At 43.0% G+C, this 24,006-nt stretch carries 20 protein-coding genes; 4 read left to right on the forward strand and 16 right to left on the reverse strand.

Annotated elements, in window-relative coordinates:
* Nucleotides 1-28: 28 nt before the first annotated feature.
* Both BLS59_RS14670 and BLS59_RS14675 read right to left on the reverse strand, forming a co-directional pair.
* The gene (locus tag BLS59_RS14670) at nt 29-1,057 is read right to left on the reverse strand and encodes a hypothetical protein (protein ID WP_091150037.1); all 1,029 of its coding nucleotides are present in this window, start codon (nt 1,055-1,057) and stop codon (nt 29-31) included.
* Between the two features lie 10 nt (nt 1,058-1,067).
* Nucleotides 1,068-2,792, reverse strand: a complete 1,725-nt coding sequence (locus BLS59_RS14675) for an ArnT family glycosyltransferase (RefSeq protein WP_091150038.1) — start codon at nt 2,790-2,792, stop codon at nt 1,068-1,070.
* Nucleotides 2,793-2,941: 149 nt separating this feature from the next.
* On the opposite strand from BLS59_RS14675, the gene BLS59_RS14680 reads away from it, so the two are divergent.
* Nucleotides 2,942-3,409, forward strand: coding sequence for a DinB family protein (locus tag BLS59_RS14680; RefSeq protein WP_091150039.1), 468 nt, complete (start codon nt 2,942-2,944; stop codon nt 3,407-3,409).
* Between the two features lie 196 nt (nt 3,410-3,605).
* On the opposite strand, the gene atpG is transcribed toward BLS59_RS14680, so the two are convergent.
* From atpG to BLS59_RS14720, 8 genes are all read right to left on the reverse strand, one after another.
* Complete coding sequence (atpG, locus tag BLS59_RS14685; protein ID WP_091150040.1) at nt 3,606-4,487, reverse strand: ATP synthase F1 subunit gamma; 882 nt, start codon at nt 4,485-4,487, stop codon at nt 3,606-3,608.
* A 139-nt stretch (nt 4,488-4,626) separates the two neighbouring features.
* A complete protein-coding gene (atpA, locus tag BLS59_RS14690; RefSeq protein WP_091150041.1) occupies nt 4,627-6,201 on the reverse strand; it encodes a F0F1 ATP synthase subunit alpha in 1,575 nt (524 codons plus the stop codon).
* Nucleotides 6,202-6,238: 37 nt separating this feature from the next.
* Entirely contained in the window at nt 6,239-6,784 is a 546-nt protein-coding gene (gene atpH, locus BLS59_RS14695) for an ATP synthase F1 subunit delta (protein ID WP_091150042.1), read from the reverse strand.
* A gap of 88 nt (nt 6,785-6,872) precedes the next feature.
* Nucleotides 6,873-7,382, reverse strand: a complete 510-nt coding sequence (gene atpF, locus BLS59_RS14700) for a F0F1 ATP synthase subunit B (RefSeq protein WP_091150219.1) — start codon at nt 7,380-7,382, stop codon at nt 6,873-6,875.
* Between the two features lie 82 nt (nt 7,383-7,464).
* Nucleotides 7,465-7,674 carry a F0F1 ATP synthase subunit C gene (gene atpE / locus BLS59_RS14705; RefSeq protein WP_091150043.1) on the reverse strand — a complete coding sequence of 70 codons (210 nt, stop codon included), beginning with the start codon at nt 7,672-7,674 and terminating at the stop codon, nt 7,465-7,467.
* A gap of 41 nt (nt 7,675-7,715) precedes the next feature.
* Entirely contained in the window at nt 7,716-8,876 is a 1,161-nt protein-coding gene (gene atpB, locus BLS59_RS14710; RefSeq protein ID WP_091150044.1) for a F0F1 ATP synthase subunit A, read from the reverse strand.
* Nucleotides 8,877-8,889: 13 nt separating this feature from the next.
* Nucleotides 8,890-9,237: a hypothetical protein gene (locus BLS59_RS14715; protein ID WP_205411273.1), complete on the reverse strand. Its 348-nt coding sequence runs from the start codon at nt 9,235-9,237 to the stop codon at nt 8,890-8,892.
* A 42-nt stretch (nt 9,238-9,279) separates the two neighbouring features.
* The gene (locus BLS59_RS14720) at nt 9,280-9,510 is read right to left on the reverse strand and encodes an AtpZ/AtpI family protein (protein ID WP_091150046.1); all 231 of its coding nucleotides are present in this window, start codon (nt 9,508-9,510) and stop codon (nt 9,280-9,282) included.
* Nucleotides 9,511-9,579: 69 nt separating this feature from the next.
* On the opposite strand from BLS59_RS14720, the gene porW reads away from it, so the two are divergent.
* From porW to uvrC, 3 genes are all read left to right on the forward strand, one after another.
* Nucleotides 9,580-12,555, forward strand: a complete 2,976-nt coding sequence (gene porW, locus BLS59_RS14725; protein WP_091150047.1) for a type IX secretion system periplasmic lipoprotein PorW/SprE — start codon at nt 9,580-9,582, stop codon at nt 12,553-12,555.
* A 2-nt stretch (nt 12,556-12,557) separates the two neighbouring features.
* Nucleotides 12,558-14,813: a transglycosylase domain-containing protein gene (locus tag BLS59_RS14730; RefSeq protein WP_091150048.1), complete on the forward strand. Its 2,256-nt coding sequence runs from the start codon at nt 12,558-12,560 to the stop codon at nt 14,811-14,813.
* Between the two features lie 150 nt (nt 14,814-14,963).
* Nucleotides 14,964-16,781 (forward strand): excinuclease ABC subunit UvrC, encoded by a 1,818-nt coding sequence (uvrC, locus tag BLS59_RS14735; RefSeq protein WP_091150049.1) that lies wholly within the window; start codon nt 14,964-14,966, stop codon nt 16,779-16,781.
* A gap of 457 nt (nt 16,782-17,238) precedes the next feature.
* Here the strand turns inward: uvrC and porN are convergent, their stop codons facing one another.
* From porN to BLS59_RS14765, 6 genes are all read right to left on the reverse strand, one after another.
* Nucleotides 17,239-18,213: a type IX secretion system ring subunit PorN/GldN gene (gene porN, locus BLS59_RS14740; protein ID WP_091150050.1), complete on the reverse strand. Its 975-nt coding sequence runs from the start codon at nt 18,211-18,213 to the stop codon at nt 17,239-17,241.
* A gap of 6 nt (nt 18,214-18,219) precedes the next feature.
* The gene (gene porM, locus BLS59_RS14745; RefSeq protein WP_091150051.1) at nt 18,220-19,734 is read right to left on the reverse strand and encodes a type IX secretion system motor protein PorM/GldM; all 1,515 of its coding nucleotides are present in this window, start codon (nt 19,732-19,734) and stop codon (nt 18,220-18,222) included.
* Nucleotides 19,735-19,774: 40 nt separating this feature from the next.
* Nucleotides 19,775-20,578, reverse strand: coding sequence for a type IX secretion system motor protein PorL/GldL (gene porL / locus BLS59_RS14750; protein ID WP_091150052.1), 804 nt, complete (start codon nt 20,576-20,578; stop codon nt 19,775-19,777).
* A gap of 48 nt (nt 20,579-20,626) precedes the next feature.
* A complete protein-coding gene (gene porK / locus BLS59_RS14755) occupies nt 20,627-21,937 on the reverse strand; it encodes a T9SS ring complex lipoprotein PorK/GldK (RefSeq protein WP_091150053.1) in 1,311 nt (436 codons plus the stop codon).
* 253 nt (nt 21,938-22,190) lie between these two features.
* A complete protein-coding gene (locus BLS59_RS14760) occupies nt 22,191-22,955 on the reverse strand; it encodes a uroporphyrinogen-III synthase (RefSeq protein ID WP_091150054.1) in 765 nt (254 codons plus the stop codon).
* 12 nt (nt 22,956-22,967) lie between these two features.
* Nucleotides 22,968-23,948: a DUF4271 domain-containing protein gene (locus BLS59_RS14765; protein ID WP_091150055.1), complete on the reverse strand. Its 981-nt coding sequence runs from the start codon at nt 23,946-23,948 to the stop codon at nt 22,968-22,970.
* Between the last annotated feature and the right edge of the window lie 58 nt (nt 23,949-24,006).

Below are 24,006 nucleotides of genomic sequence, written 5' to 3' on the forward strand. Positions count from 1 at the left end.
GAAATTTGCACATCTGAAATCTAAGCCATTAATCCTTAAACCTTAACAACGTTTGCCTGCCCAGGTCTACAGTCACGCGGAAAGCTTCCTGATTGCTGCCCGCGAAGCCGGGGGTTTGGTGCAAACTCAGGATAAATTGTCCTTTTACGCGTTTGTACAGGAAGGGGGTATAAATGATATCCAGGCGGTTATAGGTTTTCTTTTCGTAAAACGAATCGCCATAAAGTATGTGGTGGCCCTGACCTTTGTAAAACTCATCAAACAAAGCAAAACGTTTCCAGCTCAGGTAAGCGCTGGCAACAAAGCCCGTAGGTTTCTGGAAACCATCAACGCCACGTGTACGCTCTAAAGAAAGCATTCCCCCTGCTTCAATGCTTAAGGAATCGAGGATGGTTTTGTGGCTAAAATCTAATCCAAGCCTTACCTGCGCGGCACCATTGTCCTGAATATGATCATTAGGGATAGCTATTCCCGGACCTGCGTCATGCTCCAGGAAAAAGTAATGCGACACATAAAAAGGGCCGTTTAACGACGGACGATACTTACCCGCGAAGCCGAATAAAAACTGCTCGCGTTCTACATCTGTCTGGCGGCTTACCCAGTCAATCCAGCCAGTTTCGGTAAAGTGCTCGTTGGTATATCGCGCCAGCAAACCCTGTACATTGGGACGGTAATAACGCAAGGTATCATTAAGTAAGGCGCGCGGATAATTGTCCAGTAAACCTTCGCGGGGGAAAGCACCGGCATTAAACAACCAGTTTTTACCGGTATAACTGTAGTAAGCAACAGGATCTACCTTTAAAAAATAGGGTTGCGCCCCAAACTCATGGATGCCGTTAGCTCCTACAATAAAATGGTTCAGACTATCGATATTCAAACCCAGATCAAGCTGGGTACGTACGCCCGAATATGTACGCGACCGCAGCACATAGGGTTTGTATTCGCGGTTATCCATAAAGCCCATGCCGTTGAAATGAATATCAATGCTGGCCTGCGCCATGGCAGCACCGCTGCTGATTATACTGAGGATTACAAATAGGTATAGTTTTTTAAACATGATTGTTGTATTATTTAACGGTAAACTGAATAATGCTGCTGTTCCGGCTTCCTACAAATGGCTCGGTACGCCAGGAGAAGAACAACTGATAATGGCCTTTTTTACGAGGTGTTATAATGGTGAATATTTGATTTGTTTCTTCGCCCGGTTTAAGGGAAACGGTGCTGATATTGCTGATTACCGGCTGCACATCTACCAGATCGGGCCCCAGGTACAGGCAGGCTTCCACAAAAAGCGAATGGGTGGCACCCACATTACCAAAATTTATGGCGAATGGGTACGGGTTAGTAACGGCAACCTTAATGGCTATTTTTTTACCAGGCGCCGAGGCTATGTTTAATGACGACGGTTCGCAAATCACTTTTTGGTAAGTACGGGCATCGTTAACCCAGCCGCCATACCATTTGCCGCTGGTGGTTACGCTATCGGTACTTACACCGGGAATTTTATCTAAGGTGAGGTAATACACCTTTTTATGCTGCAGGCTATCCTCCAGCGGCCACATATCAAACTGCGTGGTACGGTAAAACCGCGAATCATAAGCAAAACCTTTTAATGAGTTGGTGTAATAACAATACTTGGATGGGTTTTGGTACTCATCTTTCATGATCACGTAGCTATCGCCGGCTTTTGCCTGCACCGCCCGTGCCCAGTCATGAAAACCGTAATAGCTGGCCAATTGTCCGTTCTGCTTCAAAAAGTCGAACCCGGCTACCAGGCATAACCTGAAAGCCACTATGAGCACTATATTCGCTACCGCCAAACGATAAAGCCATGCGGGGTTAATTTCCTTTTGTTTTATGCGTATAAGGGTAAGCATTATAAGCGGCACAAAAGCTATAAGGGTATAATGCGGCTGCACATCAACCTTTAATGTATTGAGATAAAAAAACGCAAACACACCTATAGCATTAACCATAAGGCAGCGGATAAACGCATCCTTTATTTTTGTGGTAAAGGCCGAATAAAACAGAAACCAGCTAATGAGCGGTCCGCCGATGAGGAGTTGCGCCCCCAGGAAGTTAAAGCCGTACGTAATATCAAAGCCCCCCTCTGATCGTTCAAATAAATTGAAATTAACCGCCGGGAAGTTATGGTGATATTGCCAAAGCAAATGCGGCACATATAAAGCCAGGGCCAATATTACAATGAAATAAAACGAACCTCGCTTTAATAATTTCAGATTTGCCAGCAGGGTAAAGCCAACCAGCAAAATGCCGTGGTACTTGCTGTACATTAAACAGGCTACCACAAAGCCAAGCACCAGCGCCAGTTTCCAGCTATCGTTATCCAGGTATTTCTGATAAAAAAAGTAAAACAGTACCGCGAAAAACAGCAACGGCGCATCGGGTGTGGCTGTAAAGCCATATACATGAAAAACCAATATACCTGCCGTAAGTACCACAAACCATTTGGCGCTTACTGCGTACCGCTGCAGCATGAGCCATATCAGGTAAATAGCCGCAGTACTCGAGAGCAGGGTTACCAGTCGCGTCCCAAGCTCGTTATGCATCAGCGTATCACCAATACGGATAAAAACGGCCACCATTGGCGGGTGGTAGTAAAAACCCCAATCCATCATGCGCGAAAACACCCAGTAGTAAGCCTCATCAGCATGTACTTCAAGCGTGTAGGCCTGCAGGGCGTTAAGGGCTGTCCATAACAATAAAAAATAAATAACGGGCTTGCTGTATTTTGCGGTGGCCTGCGTATTATTTAAGGCGGTGTTCGGCATTAATGATGTTGCTCAAATTTAATCGGTAAAGGTATAATAAAAGATATAAGGCATAAAGGGGTAGCCATCATCATTAAGTAAATTGACTAAATTATATCATTTATCTTTATAAATTAGCCGCCCAATTACCATTGCTAACAACCTTAACCATGCCAACAGCTATAGATATTATTCGCAAACCACGTATGATGATGCTTAACAATGTTAAGGACCTGAGCACCGAACAGCTAAACTACGTACCCAAGGGCTTTAACAACAATATTATCTGGAACCTGGCGCACATCATATCCGCTGCGGAAGGGATCTGTTACGCCCGTGCAGGCTTGCCTGTTAATGTGGCTGATAAGTTTTATAGCCCCTACCGCCCCGATACCAAACCCCAGGCCTTTGTAGATACCGCAGATATTGCTGCTATTAAAGAATTATTCCTGAGCACTCTTGATAAACTGGAAGCCGATCTGGAGAAGGGTATTTTCACCACCTACCCCACCTGGACCACCCGTTACGGTTTAGATTTAACTTCTATTGACGATGCCGTAGCTTTTCTGCCATTTCATGAAGGTCTGCACTGTGGATATATGATGGCATTGAAAAGGGTGGTACTGCAGGAGGTGTAGCCCCTTCCAACTGAAATCCGCCGCTCTATTTTAAAGCGGAGAGGCTTGTCAGTCTGAGCTTGTCGAAGACTCGTGTGGAGAGGCCTTTACCCGCTATCCTTCGACGGGCTCAGGATGACAGGCCCTTAATAGGGTAATCTTCCAACAAAAAAGGCCTCCTTTTGCAAGGAAGCCTCATATAATAAGTTTGATGTTATTAGCCTGCTAATGCTGCCGCACCGCTCACAATTTCGGTAAGCTCGGTAGTGATAGCTGCCTGGCGGGCCTGGTTGTATGAAAGTTTAAGGGCCTTCAACAGTTCGCCGGCGTTTTCAGTTGCTTTATCCATCGCTGTCATACGTGCGCCATGTTCAGATGCATTTGAATCTAATACGGCACGGTATAACTGGATCTTGATATTCTTGGGGATCAATTGCTCAACAATCTCTTCTTGTGATGGTTCAAGGATATAATCAACCTGGGCTGTTTTAACCTGCTCTTTAGTATCTGGCTTTGGTACTGGTAACAATTGCTCGGCAATAAGGAATTGCATAGCCGCGTTTTTGAAATGGTTGTACACCAGCTCCACACGATCGTATTTACCTTTTACAAAACCATCCATAATGCTCTCGGTAATTTTCGATGCATTTTCGAAATTAAGGTCGAGGTACAGGTCGTTATTGTTGCCAATTACGTTGTACTTGCGTCTTTCGTAATATTCCTGGCTTTTTTTACCAATGGCCACTATGGATACATTACCGGCAGCCAGTTGCTTTGGATATTTCTCGGCAATAAGGTTGTTGGCAGTTTTAATAACGTTAGCATTGAAAGCACCTGCCAAGCCACGGTTTGATGATACCACTACCACCAATATGCGCACGGGCTCGCGCTCCTGCAAATAAGGTGATGAGCCATCCTCTAAACTTTGAGAAAGGTTTGCCAGCAGCTCTTTCAGCTTATTGGCATAAGGGCGCAATTGAACGATAGCATTTGTAGCGCGTTTTAACTTTGCAGCCGAAACCATTTTCATGGCCTTGGTGATCTGCTGGGTAGACGATACAGACTTTATCCGGTTTCTTACTTCTTTTAAATTAGCCATTCTTCGTTGATGTGAGATTTGAGATATGAGATGTGAGATAAAATCCCGACACTCCTATTTCGTCTCTATATCTAATTTAATCTGTTAGATATAAGATTTGAAAAAGTCTCAAATCTCATATCTAACATCTCATATCTAATTAATATCTTCCTGCCAGTTCTTTGGCTACTGTTTCCAGTACGCCGGTTAGCTGATCGTCAAATTTACCTGCTTTAAGGGCAGCTAAAACTTCTGGATGACGGGCCTCTAACTGGCTGGTAAATTCTGTTTCAAATTCTCTGATCTTGTTTACCGGTACATTACGCATCAGGTTTTTAGTACCTAAGTAAATAATGGCAACTTGTTTTTCAACAGATACCGGTGAATACTGGCCTTGTTTCAAAATCTCCACGTTACGCACACCTTTATCAAGTACGGTTTTGGTTGAAGCATCAAGATCTGATCCGAATTTTGAGAAAGCCTCAAGTTCGCGGTATTGAGCCTGGTCAAGTTTCAAAGTACCTGCTACTTTCTTCATTGATTTAATTTGCGCGTTACCACCCACACGTGATACCGAGATACCTACGTTAATAGCCGGACGAACACCCGCGTTAAACAAGTTAGACTCTAAGAAGATCTGACCATCGGTAATTGAAATTACGTTGGTTGGGATGTATGCAGATACGTCACCAGCCTGAGTTTCGATGATAGGCAATGCGGTTAATGAACCACCACCTTTTACGATACCTTTGATAGACTCTGGCAAATCATTCATAGCCTGGGCTATTGAATCATTTGAGTTAATCTTGGCGGCACGCTCTAATAAACGGCTGTGCAGGTAAAAAACGTCACCAGGATAAGCCTCACGGCCCGGTGGACGACGTAGTAACAATGATACCTCGCGGTAAGCAACTGCTTGCTTAGACAAATCATCATAGATGATCAATGCAGGGCGACCTGTATCGCGGAAGTACTCGCCAATGGCAGCACCGGCAAATGGAGCAAAGAACTGCATGGTAGCAGAATCTGATGCGTTTGCAGCAACTACGATAGAAAATGGCATAGCACCGTTTTCTTCAAGTGTGCGTACGATGTTTGCTACTGTTGATGCTTTTTGACCGCAGGCAACATATATACATATAACCGGTTTACCGGCATCGTAAAATTCTTTCTGGTTAAGTATGGTATCGATACAAACAGCTGTTTTACCAGTTTGCCTGTCGCCGATGATCAACTCACGCTGACCGCGACCGATAGGGATCATGGCATCGATAGCTTTAATACCTGTTTGCAAAGGCTCGGTTACCGGCTGACGGTAAATTACACCCGGCGCTTTACGCTCTAAAGGCATTTCATAGGTTTGACCTTGAATAGGGCCTTTACCGTCAATAGGGGTACCCAGGGTATCCACAACACGGCCAAGCATGCCTTCACCTACGTTGATAGATGCGATCCTGTTAGTACGTTTAACGGTATCACCTTCTTTAATATCGTCAGATCTTCCTAACAATACAACACCCACGTTATCTTCTTCCAAGTTAAGTACGATACCTTGTAAACCGGTACCAAACTCAACCAGCTCACCTGATTGTACTTTAGTTAATCCATAAACGCGTGCAATACCATCACCCACCTGGAGTACGGTACCCACTTCTTCTAATTCAGATTCTGACTTGAAGCCGGCCAATTGCTGACGCAAAATTGCCGATACTTCGTCTGGTCTTACCTCTACCATTGTTTAAATTTTATTTAGAGTTTTTATTTTAATGTTATTAATTCACCTTTTCGGCAAATTCCTTTTTCAATTTTTTAAGACTTGCCGAAATGCTGGTATCCACCTGCCTGTCGCCCACGGTAAGTACAAAACCACCAATTAATGATGGGTCTATCTTATCTTCAAGCACAACAGTACCACCAATGGAGGTTTGCAGTTCAGCAATAAGGGTTTGTTTGTTGGCTGCCGATAAAGCAGTTGCCGATGTAACCCTTGCCTTTGTAATATGCCTTTTAATATTATAAAGATTAACATACTCGTAAGCGGTGGTGTACAACACCTCGCCACGGCCTTTATCAACCATCAGCTTAAAAAACGAGATGGTTACTTTATTAACCTTGCCTAAAAATACGGCATCAAGTATTTTAGTTTTCTTTGAATGAGCGATGATCGGATTGCTCAAAACAGCTTTAAGCTCCGGGTTGGCCTTTAAAGTATGTATAAAAAGATCCATATCGGCCTTTATCACATCAACATTATCCTGTTCCTGTGCAAGGTCAATAAGAGATTTCGCGTACCTGGATCCTACCGTTAATTCTGACATATTTTCTTTAGATGTGAGATGTTAGATATGAGATGTGAGACAGAGAAAAAATCTCATATCTCATATCTCATATCTCAAATCTATACTACTATAACTTCACTTCTTTTAATAGCTGGCTTACCAGTTCATCCTGTTTTTGCTGATCTTCGAATTGCTTGCGCAATACTTTTTCGGCAATTTGTAATGATAGGGTGGCTACCTGGTTTTTAACATCAGCCATTGCAATAGCTTTTTGATTGTTAATTTCAACGCGGGCCAACTCAATCATACGTGCACCTTCTTTTTGTGCAATTTCTTTGGCGTCGATTATCATTTGCTCTTTTACCTTGCGGGCTTCGGCCAGTATCTGGTCGCGCTCGGCACGGGTTTGTTTAAGCAAAGCATCGTTTTCGCTTATTAAGCTTGCCATTTCTTGTTTAGCAGCTTCGGCTTTTGAAAGCGAATCTTCTATGAAGTTCTCACGCTCGGCAAGGGCTTCTGTAATAGGGGCCCAAGCCATTTTACGTAATACGATAAGTAAAATGATAAAGGCAATTGCCGACCAGATGAACAACCCCGGATCGGGGTTTACTAAAGGATTTATTGATAATACTACCATTGTATATATATATGCTTTATTAAAGCTAATTTGAATCAAAAAAAAGATAATACCGCAGCCAATCGCTGCGGCATTATGCAAGTTACTTGGTTAAGAAAGCAACAACCACACCGAATAATGCAACCGCATCAACGAACGCAGCAGCGATCAACATCGCTGTCTGAATTTTGTTTGCAGCTTCCGGCTGGCGGGCAATACCCTCCATTGCTTTACCACCAATTTGTCCGATACCGATACCAGCTCCGATTGCAGCTAATCCGGCACCAATTCCAGCAATACTTCCTGATACCATTTTAAAAAAAATTAATATATGTTAAATAAAAAAAATGCAAATTAATGATGATCGTCCTGTACGGCTAAGCCAATGAACAGGGCCGATAATATTGTAAATATAAATGCCTGTAAAAAACCAACCAGCAACTCAATTAAGCTGATGAAAATTACAAACGGTATTGAAAACAGCGATACAGTAACTGCCTTTAATATCACGATAAGTGATAACAAGGCCAGTATTAAAATGTGACCTGCTGTAATGTTAGCGAATAAACGGATCATTAACGCTATTGGCCTTGCAAGTACACCAATAAACTCAACAACCGGCATCAACGGAATTGGCAATTTTAACCACCATGGTACGCCAGGTGTGTTAAATACGTGCTTCCAGTAGCTGGTGTTGGCATTTACCGTGGTAAGTATAAACGTACCCAGGGCCAGCATAAGCGTTACAGCTATATTACCTGTTAAGTTTGCACCTCCGGGGAAAATTGGAATTAAGCCCAGCAGGTTGTTGATCCACACAAAGAAGAACAACGTTAACAGGTACGGTAAAAACTTTTTGTATTTGTGACCCAATTGCGGCCTGGCAATATCATCCCTTACAAAAACAATGAATGGCTCAAGTACGGCTTGTAAACCTTTAGGGGCTTTACCAACCCTTTTGCGGTATCCTTTTGCAACTGTACCAAATATGATAAGCAACAGGGCTACTGATATAAACAATGCCAAAACGTTTTTGGTGATTGACATATCAAGCGGCTTGTCGTTTACCGGTATTTTATTTTCGTCGAGCGTAAAATAAGTACCATCGGCATTTTTGGGGCCTGGGTAATAGTACTTGCCTTCATAGTTGATTAACTCGGTGCCTTTTTCGGTAAAAATCTCTTTTCCCTCCTCGTCGGCTTCGTGCTTACTTGCTAAAAAGGTAGCTACACCACCCTTGGTAATCAAAATTACCGGCAACGGAATGGCAACTTTGTGCGCTCCTTCACCCCAGAAGTGCCACTCGTGCGAGTCGGCAATGTGGTGCAGTATTACGTCAGAAATATCCAGCTCTTTTTCACCATGCGCAGCAGCCTTTGCGGTGTCAGTTTCGGCTTTTTCAAGCGTATCCTGCATCACAGTTGCTTTAACATTAACACTAATGAATAATAAAAAAAGCGCGAAAACGGTAGTTACGTTGAAAAACTTTGTAGTAAAAAGGCGTTTGTTATCCATTATTGCAAGAAATCTACTTTAAATTTTGGTTGCGCAAGTTACGCAACAAACACAAAATTTCAAACACCGAATGCAATAAATAAAGATAAAAAAAGTTGGTGATGAATTTAGTGCCGTCGACGGTGATATTAAAGAGGTAAATAAACACGATAATCATCCACAAAAGGAACTTGATACTGGTGCCCCCGAGGAAGGTTTTAACCGTTGCCTTATCGCTGGTAAGCATGCCCCAGTAACTTACCAGGTACACCGATAAATTGAGCAAGGCCGAGAGCCCGTAAATAAGCCAAAAGTAAGGGATAAGCAGTTGCTGACTGCTAAAAAACACCTGCAGCACCAGCGGTACTATGGCAATAAGCATGTTAAAAATAACAAATGCCCGTAAATAACCTGCGAGTTTCATCTATTTGAGTTGCCTTACGGTTTGAAAAATAGACAGGCAAACGCCAACCAGGCAGCAAAGCGCGGTTATCCACGGCGTTTGGGTTTTTAGCTTTTTATCAAGCTCATACCCAATAAAGGCAAATACGGCTATGGTAGCTATCATCTGGAATATTATTCCGGTGTACTTAGCGTAGCTCCTTGCCTCCTGTGCCCCGTTTTCGGGTTCGTCACTTTGTTCATTTTTTGACATGCGCAAATTTATTAAACCTATTGTATAATCTTTAGTATTTTAGCAAGGCTTTATAACCATAATCTTATTTTGAGGCAACTAAGTATATTTTTGGCACGCATACCCGGTAAATTATTACTGCCTGCGCTTATTATTTTTGTTGCAGGATGCTCGCTCGAAAAGCAAAGCGGCTTTAACCGCAGGATGCAAAACCTCACGGCGCATTATAACATTCTGTTTAACGCCAACGAGATATTACGCATAAAGCAGGAAACTTACGCCGCCGGTTTTATTGATTCGTACAACGAACTACTGAGCGTTTACCCTGATACCGCCGCCCAAACCACCCCGCCCGATAAGGACCTGGAACTGGCTATTACCAAAGCCAATACTATTATTAATATTAAGGAGCAAAGTAAATACTTAGGCGATGCTTATTTAGTGATGGGCAAGGCCCGCTACCTGGAAGGTAATTATTTTGATGCGGTGGAATACCTTGATTATGTGATCCGCTCGTATGGCAGCAACAACGTGCAGTTAAAACAGGAGGCTTTGATATGGAAGGGCCGGGCGCTGCTTTATCTTAATAATTTACAGCAGGCAAAAGTTGCCATTGATACCGCCATCCTCAACATTAACCCTAAAAAGAAAGTTAACGCAGGTATTTATGCCACCAAGCTGCAGTACGATATCAACACACAAAATTATGCCAATGCCGAGGAGGATGCCAAGCTGGCTATCCAATACTGCCATGACGGTGATCTGAAGCTAAGGTGGACGTTTATTTTGGCCCAACTGCAGGAGCTTAACCTTAAACCTGCCGATGCCTTTGAAAATTACAGCCGCATAGTTAAAAGCAACGCCGTTTTTGAAATGGCCTTTAATGCCAATTTAAACCGCATCCGCATACAGGATAATCAAAACGGGGCAAAAACAAGCAAGATAGACCGCCTGCGCAGTTTGCTCAAAAACCAAAATAACGACGAGTTTCAGGATCAGATCTATTACCAGATAGCCGAACAGCTTTTTGCCGCAGGCGATATTGATAACGCACTAAAGAACTATAAACTATCGGTACGTAAAAGTTTAAAAAATCAAAATCAAAAAGGCCTCTCCTACCTGCGCATTGCCGATATTGAGTTTAAGAATAAGGCCAATTACAGCGCCGCCAAGTTATATTACGATAGCACGTTAACTTACCTCTCAACCAATTACCCCAATTACCAAATCATCAGAAAAAAGAGTAATAACCTGCAAATACTTACCGGCTTGCTGCAAACCATATCTCGCGAGGATACCCTGCAAATGCTGGCCTCGCTGGATGAGAAAACCCGCATGGCAAGGATAGATGCTATGGTTACCCACCAAATTCTGCAGGAAAAAGCCGCAAACGAAGCATCAGCGGGTACTGGCAATATTGATGCAGTGGCTAACAGGACTATGCAGCTGCAAAACCGCCAAAATAAAAACAGCCAGGCAACCGGCAACATATTTTACTTTTATAACCCCGCCGCCTTAAGCCAGGGTGTTAATGATTTTAAACGCCAGTGGGGTAACCGCCGCCTGGAAGATAACTGGCGCCGCAGCAAACGATCGAACGGAAATATCGCGCCAGCCAATAACACACCCATGATAGCGCAGGGAGGTACCGACCCGGATGGCGGTGTGGCACAAAACGACAAAAGTTTAATACCTGTTAACGCCGGGAGCTTTCGCCAGGATCTGATGAAGGACCTGCCCCTTACCCCCGAGCTGCTTAAACAATCAAACGACAGGCTATACAATGCCTATATGGACCTTGGTAATTTTTACCGCGATTTGCTGGGCGATAAAAAGGAAGCCATAGCCACCTATGAACTTTTATTGACCCGTTTCCCCAACGGTGTGGATAAAGCTGCTGTATATTATAACCTGTACAGGCTTTATGCGGATATCGACATTAAAAAATCGACCGATTATAAAAACCGCATCCTGAAGGAGTTTCCAGAAAGTGTATATGCCAAAGTAATCCTCGACCCAGATTATGCCAAAAAGCTGGATGATGTAAACGCCGAATTTAACGGTTACTATAACCAGGTTTATGAACTATACACGCAAAAGAAATTTGCCCAGGTTATTACCAAAGCCAACGAGTTGCTTGCTCAATATCCCGATAGCAGGTTTGCGGCACAGCTTTATTATTTAAAAACCATAGCTGCCGGTCACCAGGAAAAGCTGCCGCCATTTATGACCGACTTGCAGCAGATAGTGGCCAAATACCCTAATGATAAATTAATTACTCCGCTGGCCGTACAGCACCTTGCCTATATAGATGCTAACAAAGCCGAAGTAGCCGCAAGGCCGGTAGTATTATATGGCGATGATATTAACGAGATCCCGTTTACCCCGCCGGTAGCTTATCAAAAACAAACCGAGTACAGGCCTGTTTACAAACCATCAATGGAAGCCCCCGTAGCACAGGTAAGATTACCGGAAAAAGTAAAACCAGCAGAGGTGGCCCTGCTTAAAGCGCCGGTTACCAAGCCTGAAATTACAACACCATCGGGTTTAAAACAACCGGTTACCCAGGCAACAATAACCCCACCCGTTACCGACTCTGTTAAAACCCCGGTACAGGATTTAGCCGCAGCCGTGGAAACCACCAAACAGGATAGCGTAATAAAACCGGCGCAGGCCGCAATTGTGGCTCCAACCATCACCTATATATTTAGTACGCGCGATAGTACCAATTACTATTTCGGTATAAATGTAACTACGGGTACAACTAACCTGTCGTCTTCGCGTTTTGGTATTGGACAGTTTAACCGTACCCATTTTGCAAACAGTGGCATTAAGCATGGTTTAAAAGCAATTGGCCGCGATGATCAGTTGATTTTTGTGGGCCGCTTTTACAATTTGGAGGATGCTAAGAAATATGCACGCGAAATTATCCCGCTGTTACCGGATATTATGAAGGTACCGAAGGATAAATACAGTTTTTTTATCATTACCCAAGAAAATCTGGATAAATTAGCCGACCAAAAAGCATTGGATAGTTATATTGATTACTACCAGAAATTTTATTGACAATGAGGACCCTACATATAAATAAAAATAAACTTACCCCACAGGATATAAGACGATACAACTGGTATATATGGCGCACCGTTATAGCAGGTTTTGTTTTTGTTGCGCTCATGATAGCGCTTACCGTTTTTGACGTATTTGGTCAGCTGCCTGCTTTCCGCGACCTGGAAAACCCTAAAAGCAACCAGGCATCGGAGGTAATATCGTCAGATAAAAAGATCCTGGGTACCTATTATATCCAAAACAGATCAAACGTAACTTTTAAGGAGCTATCACCAAACATAATAAACGCGCTGGTAGCTACTGAGGATAAACGCTTTTACGACCACTCGGGTATCGATTTTGGGCGTAGCTTCACCATTTTTCTGCACTTACTGGTAGGCCAAAAACAAGGGGGCAGTACCATAACCCAACAGTTGGCGCTAAACCTTTTCAGTGAAAGGGCAGCCAATCCGTTTAAACGCGTTATCCAAAAAATGCAGGAATGGGTAACCGCCGTTAAGCTGGAACGTCATTATACCAAGCAGGAAATCCTTACCATGTACTTAAATACGGTTGATTTCGGCGCTTACAATACTTTCGGCATCAAATCAGCAGCACGCACCTATTTTAATACCACACCAGATAAGCTTACACCAGATCAGGCTGCCTTATTAATAGGTATGGTTAATGGCCCCGGCATATATTCGCCAATACGCCATCCAGCCAACGCCATCAAACGCCGCAACCTGGTGCTTAACCGCATGGATGAGCAAGGTTACCTGAGCGGCGGCCAAGTAGAGGAATTTAAACAAAAACCACTGGGTTTGGATTTTCACCAGAACAATCACTTTGATGGTCCGGCACCATATTTCAGGTCGGTATTAAAAAAAGAGGTTCAAAAAATATTCAGGGATCAAAATATTTTCCGCGCCGATGGCACCCCTTATGATCTTGATCGCGATGGACTTAAAATATACACCACCATTGATGCTACCATGCAGCAATATGCCGAGGAAGCACAGCAGGAGTATATGCGCAATTTGCAGGTACAGTTTAATGACCACTGGCGCGGGCAAAACCTGGCCAAAAGCATCCACAACTTTAAATTCCTTATGAACCAGGGAATGCTAAAAAGCGACAGGTACAAACAGCTGAAAATGGAGGGCATGAGCGATGAGGATATTAAAACCAACTTTAACACCAAAGATACACTTAACCTGTTTACCTGGCATGGCAATATAGATACGCTGATGAGGCCTATTGATTCTATACTATATTGCAAAATGCTGCTGCGTAACGCGCTTATGAGTATGGACCCTACCACCGGCTATGTAAAAGCCTGGGTTGGCGGCACCAACTTTGAGCACTTTAAGTATGACCAGGTTAAGAATGGCACAAGGCAGGTAGGTTCAACCGCTAAGCCGTTTACTTATGCTGTTGCTATTGATAATGGCTTTTCGCCCTGCATGAAAATCAATAACGTGCCAGATACCATCCGTGGCTATGGCCCGCCCTGGTGCCCACGCTCGTCGCCATCAGAAACGTTAAAGGGTCTTATTACGCTTCGTCAGGCATTAGCACATTCGCAAAACTGGATTACCGCTCACGTTATGGGCGAAGTTAAGCCCGAACCCGTTGTAGAGTTGATAAAGAAAATGGGCATCACCAGCGCGGTACCTCCCTACCCTTCTATTTGCCTGGGTACGTTTGATGCTTCGGTATTTGAAATGACGGCCGCTTACTCGGTATTCGCCAACCACGGTTTATGGACGGAACCTACGTATATACTCCGTATTGAAGATAAAAACGGCAACGTGCTGTATAACCACACACCAAAGGTAGTGCAGGCCATGAACCCGCAGACCGCTTATGTTATGACATATATGCTTAAAGGTGTTATTGAAGAAGGCACCGGCTCAAGACTGGCTTATAAATATGGCTTGCGCAACCCTATCGGCGGCAAAACAGGTACCACCCAAAATAACTCCGATGGCTGGTTTATGGGGATAACCCCGCAATTGGTTACCGGTGTTTGGACAGGGTGCGAAGACCGCGATATCGCCTTTCAATCTACCCGGCTTGGCGAAGGTGCCAACAGCGCCCTGCCAATATTTGCCCTGTATATGAAAAAGGTGTACGCCAATCCAGCCCTCGGCATCAAGAAAACCGTAGATTTCGACGCCCCAAAAACCGGTGTAGCCATTCAGCTTGATTGTGGGCAGTATACCCAGCAACAGCAGGGGACTACCGAGGTGGAGAAGAAGTTGGATTTTTAGGGAATTTGCAAAACTATTGTCATTTCGACCGGAGGGAGAAATCTTATACGACATGCCTGTATACGATACGTATATCGCCTAAGATTTCTCCTCGTTCCTCGTTCGAAATGACAAACATTAATGTATGATGCGTAGGTAAGGAAACTGAGCATGAGTGAAAAATTCGATTACAAGGCTGAATTAAAAAATATACCGCACAAACCCGGGGTTTACCAGTACTGGGATAGTGAAAATGAACTGATATATATTGGTAAGGCTAAAGATCTGCGCAACAGGGTTGGGTCGTACTTTAACCAGGATGTGCATATAAATGCCAAAACACGAGTTTTGGTATCCAAGATTCGCAAGATAACTTTTACCATTGTTGATACCGAGGTGGATGCCTGGCTGCTGGAAAACAGCATGATCAAGAAGCATCAGCCCCGTTATAACGTAATGCTCAAGGATGATAAAACATACCCTTGGATCATTATTAAAAGCGAGAATTACCCCCGCATTTTCTGGACAAGACGCATCGTAAAGGACGGCTCAAAATACCTGGGGCCATACGCGTCCATCAGCATGATGCACAATATTTTGGGGCTGATAAAGGAAACCTATCCGCTGCGTACCTGTAACCTGGCCCTCACCCGCGAAAATATCGACAAGGGAAAGTTCAAGGTTTGTTTGGAATACCAGCTGGGTAACTGCAAGGGCCCCTGCCAAAACTACCAAACCGAAGATGATTACGATAACAGCATAAGCGAGATCACCGATATCCTGAACGGTAAGATAGGAGCCATTTTACGCCGCCTTAAAAGCGAAATGGATGCAGCAGTGGCTGATTACAACTACGAGCTGGCACATCGCCTGAAACGCAAGTTTGATCTGCTGGAGAATTACCAAAGCAAATCTACCATCGTAAACTCATCCATAACCGATGTAGATGTTTTCAATATCGCATCCGAAGAAAAGATCGCCTTTGTAAACTTCCTTAAGGTGATGAACGGTACCATCATCCAAACGCAAACCATCGAACTAAAAAAACGATTGGATGAAAGTGATGAGGAACTGCTTACGCTGGCCATTATCGAGTTCAGGAGTCGCTATAACAGCACCTCCAAAGAAGTTATTGTGCCATTTAAGATAGATTTGGATGATGATACCGCCGGCATAAAATTCACCGTACCAAAACTTGGCGAGAAAAAGAAACTGCTTGACCTTTCCCAAAAGAATGTACAATTCTTTAAAAAGGAAAAGATAGATCAATACGAAAAGCTGAACCCCGAGATCCGTACCGAACGTTTGCTTACGCAGATGATGAAGGACCTGCGCATGAACCAACTGCCGCGGCATATTGAGTGTTTCGATAATTCTAACTTCCAGGGTAAGTACCCGGTTTCGGCCATTGTGGTTTTCAGGGACGGCAAGCCATTTAAAAAAGACTACCGGCACTTTCACGTGAAAACGGTAGAAGGTCCTAATGATTTTGCCACCATGGAAGAGGCTGTACACCGCCGCTACAGGCGCATGTTGGATGAAGGGACGGAACTTCCCCAACTGATCATTATTGATGGCGGTAAGGGCCAGCTATCGTCGGCCATGCACAGTTTAAAGTTATTGGGGATAGATAAGCAAGTAACGGTTATTGGCATTGCCAAACGCCTGGAGGAACTGTATTATCCTAACGACCAATACCCGATGTACTTAGATAAAAAATCCGAAACCCTTAAGGTTATCCAACACCTGCGCGATGAAGCCCACCGCTTCGGAATCACTTTTCACCGCAAAATCCGCGATAAGGGCACCCTTGCTACCGAACTTGAACTAATAGAAGGCATTGGCAAAACCACTGCCGAAAAACTCCTGAAGTACTTTAAATCTGTCAAAAAGATCCGCGAAGCCAATGAAGAATTACTGCTTGAAGTAGTGAATTTAAAACAGGCGAAAGCGATAATGGCTTATTTTAGTAAAGACGTGGTTCAATAAGTTTAGTTCTTTACTGTAATGAACCTGCACTCGTTTGTAACGAGTGCAAGAAAACTTTATAAAAAGTTTGTCATTTCGAACGAGGAACGAGGAGAAATCTTATACGATATGCATTGAAGCTCTGCATTCTGCAGAAGATTTTTCGCTATCGCTCAAGAGATAGTTTCTCTTTCGCGCCACACTTTTACCCGCCCGCTCAATCGAAATGACAAACTTTTTATAAAATTCAGTCTTTCCAACACTTGTGGTTACAAACAAGAGCAAGAAAAACTTTGTCATTGTGAGTGATAGCGTGGCAATCCCATCACATTATTTCATCACGTAAAGTACTTTACCTGTCCTTTGGGATTGCTTCGTGCCTCGCAATTGACAAAGTTTATTAAATAATGAATAGTCCTAAAAGCAAAAAGTCAAAACTGTTACCGTTTTGACTTTTTACTTTTGAATTTTTACTTAACTAATATTGCCAAAGGTTAAGTTCCCAATCCATAAGTGACTTTTTAACCTTTTCGGCTTCGTACAGTCTGTCGATCCCTTGGGCCAGATCTTTTATACGGTCGTTTTTATCGTTGCTTTGTTTAACAATGTAGCTGGTAAAAATGCGTTTCAGAAATGCGTCGTCAAAGCTCAAACCTGTTGCATCGCTGTTACGGCTTACCACTTCTTTAGTGGCTAATATAGGGCGCGCCTCTGGAAAATAGATCCAGAATGCAGGCACATAATCAACATCGGCAAGGTTACCTATGCCTTTTGGTTTAATAAGCGGGGCTATGCCAATAATGCGTGGTTCAAAAACCGAACGCTGTCTGTCAAAAACCCAATCTTCTTTAATGCGGAATTTCACAACGCTATCCGGGTTAAACTCGGCAGCTACCAATGATGATGACACTACGTTATTATCTTTATCGCGTTTTTCAACCACACTACTATCGCCAGCCAAACGACCGTGCGCTTTATCCTTTGTTAGCGGGGTTAAAAAACCATCGCCATCCGGATCATCTTTTTTACCCGGTGTTGGGTCATAGGCTGTAAGTTCGCCGTTATCAATAGCTTCCAGCAAAACATCAATAAGCCTGCGTTTTGGCGATGCCAGGTATTGGTTCATTTTTTCGCGTACGTCAATCTCGCGCCAGATGCGTTTGGCAAAAGCAACATCATTTTCGCGTAGGTTGGCATAAGGTACAGCCTTAGCATTTAGCAGGTTGTTCTTTTTATAGTAACCATCAAGCGGGCGCTCAAAAGGCTTCATTGGCGTTTTGCGTGTAGTATCAACCGGCGGTGGTACCTGGCTTTGCACTGTATTTTGCTGACTTGCTACCTTTTGTTGAGTGGTAGCAGGCTTTTTACGGGTAGTTTTTTTACCTTTTTTAACTTGCGCATATGAAGCAGCGCAGGCCAAACAAAGTACAACTACCAAAATTCTCTTTTTCATACGCTTTTAATTTGCGGATAATACAATAGGGTCAAGTGATCTCGGTGATCTGTCGGGACCCACTGCAATAATATCTTTAAATATAACAGTAGTTCCTGGTGTAACAGTATTTAGTGCAGTACGCATCGCACCTGAAATATCGGCACCGTTGCCCGGGATAATGATAGCATCCTGGCGTGGTTTAACAATAATAAGGGTAAAATGGGTAACGTTAAATTTAGCATCAAAATCAAACCCATCTAACTGGGCAAATACCCTGTCCTGCGCCCTGATGTTGGCAGCACTGGTGTTACCACCACTTTTGCCTGCAAACTGCGGTTTAGGATCGGGGATACGTTTAATACGGAAATCGGTTGCACCTAAAACCATCCCCTTTTCGCCGGTAACGGTAATTTTGGTATGGCCAATGGCACTAACAGTGGCTGTGTAATGCCCAGCGGAACCACTTAGTGAGCCATTATCCATATGCACGTTTAAGCTTGAAGTAGGTACCCCTGGCGCTGATACAGATACCGGGTTAGGCACACCTATATACAACACGTTCATTTTATCTGGCGATACAACTGCCGATGGCCTTGCAACCATGTAATCCTGTGATATTGGATATCTTTTGTCTGGTCCGCCATCAACAGATTTAACCACTAATTCACCAGTTAAAGTATGCTTTCCTTCGCCGCTTGCTGTGGTTGTATAAGTACCAATACCATCTCTGGTAGGTACAGATGAGCCGCCGATAGTAATTGTAGGATTTGAATGGGAATCATAGGCAGTTAAATAAATCTGCGCGGTGTACTGCTGTCCGGCTAAAACATAGTTGCTTGGGGCCGCAACAATTGCGTTAAACGCATTTAACGTAACCTCCGCCTGATCTACCTTACTATATAATTTTTTAACAACTTCATTCTCGGCATTTTTTGTATCAGCCTGTATTTTAGCAAGGGTAGTTATTGTAGCTCCTAATGGAATACCTTCACCAAAATAAGCTTCCTGCCAGGTTTTATTTTGCATACCCGGGCGTATGGGTGGTGCGTCGGCATTTAAAGAAAAGTTAACACCTACGCTATCTTTACCCAACAACTCCAGCAGTTTTGCTCTTGTAGTCTGAATCTTCTCCTTTAATACATCAGCTTTTTTTCCGTTAATCATCACATCTGAAGATATATCCAGGTTATCCCGCGCAGTAATGTCATCAATTTCGGGGTTTACACCGCCGCCTCGTTCAGTTAATTCAGCCTTTAATTGATTGATATAACTATTCAAATCATCCGTCATCTTAGTTGCTTCCTTAGCCGCATTTAAATATTTAGCCTTTTCTGGCTGGGCTTTAATTTTGGCATCAAAGGCGCTGTAAGTTGCTTGCAAGCTTGTATTTACATTTTGTGTTGATGCATCCAAACTCCTGGTAATATTTTTAAAAGCATCTAATAGGTTTTCCGGCACATTTAGGGCAATTAAGCCTAAAAGCACCAGGTATAAGATACCTATCATCCGCTGTCTTGGGGTTTCCTTACCTCCGGCCATGTATTATAAATCTTAGCTTGTAAAAAATCTATTAGTTATATTAATTAACACGCGGCTGGTTCATGGCTGTAAGCATGTTACCATATATAGCATTTAACGACGACAGGTTTTTAGCTAAACGCCCAACTTCGTCCTTGAACTGTTTTGAATCATCTAACGATTCGTTAAAGTTGTTCATGGTTAAAGCAAGGTTTTGATAAAATTTGTTCATTGATTTTAAATGCGCGCTTGAATCCTGCAATTCCAGTTCGTACACTGCATTTAATGAACCTAAGTTTTTAGCCAGTTTATTTACCTGATCGTGGTAAGCCTTTGAATCAACATTTGAATTTGCCATTTCAGATAAATTGGCAGATGCTTTTTCAAAAGCGGTGCTCAAATTATCATAGCTTGCTGTTGCAGTTTTTACTTTTTGTGTAAAAGCAATAGTAGCTTCGCCAGCATCGGTAACGCGTGATATGGCAGCAACCTTATCGCCAAATGTGCGCAGGCCATCGCCAAGACTACGTACCAGGTCCGGACCAATTTTGGCATCGTCAAGCATTTTATCTAACGCTGCAGTGCTTGATGAACCGCCGCTGATTACTGCATGTGATGATGTTTTTGGTAATTCGCCGGCAAAATCCTCATTCAACTCGGGATATACACGCACCCAGTCGATATCTTTATCTTCCCTCTGTAAACCTAATAGAAAAAACAAAAAAGCCTCTGTACTTAAGCCTACTGTGATAAATTCAGTTGCGTATTTCCAGTGCTGAATTTTAAATAACAAACCGATGATTACAACTGTTGCACCGATTGATATTATGTTTCCTATTCCGAATGGTTTTTTCTTTCCTGCCATAATAATTCAGAAATAACTTAGTATAAATGTTTTGTTAGTTAGTGTGTGTTAGTGTTTGTCTGTGATATCCCTGCCCTGGAAATGTGTTACGCAGCGGAAACCAATGTAAGATTTTGCAGTATCCTGGTACTCGTAAGTACGGGTTGCATTTTGAAGAAAGTAGCCTACATCTTTCCATGAGCCACCGCGTACAACCTTGCGTTTAAGCACTTCAGGGTCGCTGGCTTTGGCTTCGTAATTAAAGGTAGGTGCTAAATCATGTACAAATGTTGATGCCGAAGGATCAAATGCCGATGCTGTCCACTCGGCTACATTGCCGGCCATATTATACAAACCAAAATCATTAGGGAAGTATGAGCGTACGTTTACGGTATAAGCACCGCCGTCATCTGTATAGTTACCACGGCCTGGTTTAAAGTTGGCCAGCAAACATCCTTTTGCATTTTTAATATACGGACCACCCCAAGGGTAATCATTGCCTATTCTGCCACCGCGTGCAGCGTACTCAAACTCGGCCTCGGTAGGCAGTTCAACACGTGCGCGGTGCGGTAAATGGCGTTTATCTTTATAGGCCTCATTATAGCGTGTACGCCATACTGTAAAAGCTCTTGACTGCCTCCAGGTTACACCAACTACCGGATAGTTACGGAAAGCCGGGTGCGAAAAATAACCTTCAACCATTGGCTCGTTGGCAGCGTATGAAAAATCGCTCAACCATACCAGTGTATCCGGATAAACGGCAACAGTATCACGCAATATAAAGTCAGATCGTTTTGATTTTGGATCGTTCCTGTGGTTAGCGGCATCGCGCAGTTCAAATAAAGCGTAGTTGTATTTTAACAGGCGTACATCAATTTCGTTGCGGTCAAACACGCGGTCTTCATCCTGATAATACATGCCCTGTAATTTTTGGGAATTGCCTGCCTGTCCCTTTTTATTGCTCCAAACCGGGTTTTTCTTTACATAATCCCAGTTGATATATTTTTTACCGCCGGCATTGGCTGCCGTGCCTTTTGGCTGCAGGTAATATTTGTTATCGTTGGCGTAGTTGGTTATAGCAATTGAATCGCGCACCCAGTACACAAATTGTTTGTACTGGCTGTTGGTGATCTCTGTTTGATCCATAAAAAACGGAGGTACAGTAACCTGTTTTGTTTGGGAGATCTGCGCAAAGGTTACGTCCTGATCTGTTTGCCCCATAAGGAAGGTACCTCCTGGAACATATACCATACCATAAGGTACTTCGGCTTTAAACGAACGTTGTGGCACACCGGTTAGTTCGCCTCTGTCGCCGCCACCGCCGCAACCGCTTAATATGCCAACCCCTAAAACAACTAATAAAAGGTATATCTGCTTCATTGTAAAATCAAAATTCAGTTATATAACTATAACATTATAAGACCCCCGAATATATCAAATTTGCGTCATCTAAAACAAAAAACATTCATTTAACGGGCCGAAAGGCCAAATTAAGTTTATTGAACGTTGTTTTACAGATAAAATAACACAAACAGCACATCAGGTTAACTAACCACAAACATGTAAATTAGTTGTCATTAGTACGCTAATAACTGAATAAAAGTTGCAACTGGGTTAAATAAATTTCTAAATATTATTTATTTACCACCTTGCAATACTGCTCAATGGCCATTGTCATGGAAGGGGCAGCCGGAGTTGGAGCCGGGATATCAAGAATTAAACCAGCCTCAAGCACGGCTTTATGCGTTGTTGCACCAAAGGCGGCTATGCGGGTATTATTTTGTTTAAAATCGGGAAAGTTCTTGTATAAAGACTGAATGCTTGACGGACTAAAGAAAGCGATTACATCATAAAACACCTCAGCCAGATCAGAAAGATCGCTGCAAACGGTGCGGAAAAGTACCGCCGGGGTAAAGTTATAACCGTTCTCCAGCAAAAAGCGCTGCGTTTCTTCTGCAGCAACATCAGAGCATGGGTAAAGGAATTTCTCGGCAGCGTGTTTTTTCAATACTTCGGCCAAATCTGCAGCGGTTTGTTTACCGAAGAAAATTTTACGTTTACGGTATTGAATATATTTTTGAAGATAAAGGGCAATGGTTTCTGAAAGGCAAAAATATTTCATTTCTACCGGTACTTCAAAACGCATCTCTTCGCAAATGCGGAAGAAATGATCGGCCGAGTTACGGCTGGTAAAAATAACGGCAGTAAAATCAGCAAGGTTTATTTTCTCTTTCCTGAAATCTTTGGCAGGCACGCCTTCCACATGAATAAATGATCTGAAATCAATTTTCAGGTTTAGCTTTTTAGCCAGTTCTGCATACGGATTCTTATCATTTTCGGGTTTTGACAAAGTAACTAATATACTTTTAACCTTTTTCTTTCTGTCTTCCAAATCAATTTTTTTAACTACCTAAATTCTGATATTCAATGCCTTTATTAAAATTAAAACAGGGCAAATTTCGAGGGCACAAAGATACGTAAATAAATAAAACTTGTGAAATCGAAACGTAGAAATAATATTTACACTGCTCCGTAGGTATTGCCATACAAAAATTACAACAATAACAATGAGCGTTACATCCAGTAAAACAGGGATATACTGCGCTGCCATTAAACTAAAACATATTACCACCGGTAAAAACACAAAAGCTATGTTGAAGTAGGTAAGGTGCAATATATTAAGGTAGTCGGTAACCAATTTATTAATATCAAATACAAATCCTAAAACCTTAAGTACCATAAACTTAAGCGCAAACAATATAACAATCGCCACCGTAAGCGAAACAAATAACCTGCTGCCGCTAACCGAATAATAAACACCCTTGTAGGCCGCCAGCTGGTACAGGAATAAGCCAAACGCCAGGCAAAACAGCAGGAACAAGCCCAGGAATGCCCAGGTGCTTACAAGTCCCTCTTCCTTACCGGCCTGCGATACCACACGCTTGCTATAAAAAGATTGTAACACAAAACTTACATCCTTATTTAAGGCGAAGTTTAGCAAGGCGGTATATAGCAAAAGGGCCACTATTATTATAATTATCCAGGGATCGCGCGTAGTGCGGATATGGCCGTCTTTTACTATACTTTTTGATTTTAGATGCAGATCTAAAAAGCCATAACCCTTATATACCGCCTGGGCAAACAGACTATCGGTATAATCGCTTCTGGTATTGGCATCGGGCATGCGAAGGAAGTGCATAGCAGCAGAATCGGCAATGAAAGCTTTGTGTGCCTCCATGGATGCCGCAACAGAATCAAGCAGGGACTGGCCGGCTGTTGGCGGCCTGTGATACGTTTTAATTTTAGGTGGCACCACTGAAGTATCCTGCTGCGCGAAGGCAGCAGCGCTACTTAACAATATCAGCAGAAAACACCAGGTAATTAAACGCATCTAAATAAAATGAACCCTGTTAAATTTGCTGCAAAATTACGGTAATAATTGATTGTTT

The organism is Mucilaginibacter pineti (genome assembly GCF_900101875.1).
In the GTDB taxonomy this organism is placed as follows: Bacteria; Bacteroidota; Bacteroidia; order Sphingobacteriales; family Sphingobacteriaceae; genus Mucilaginibacter; species Mucilaginibacter pineti.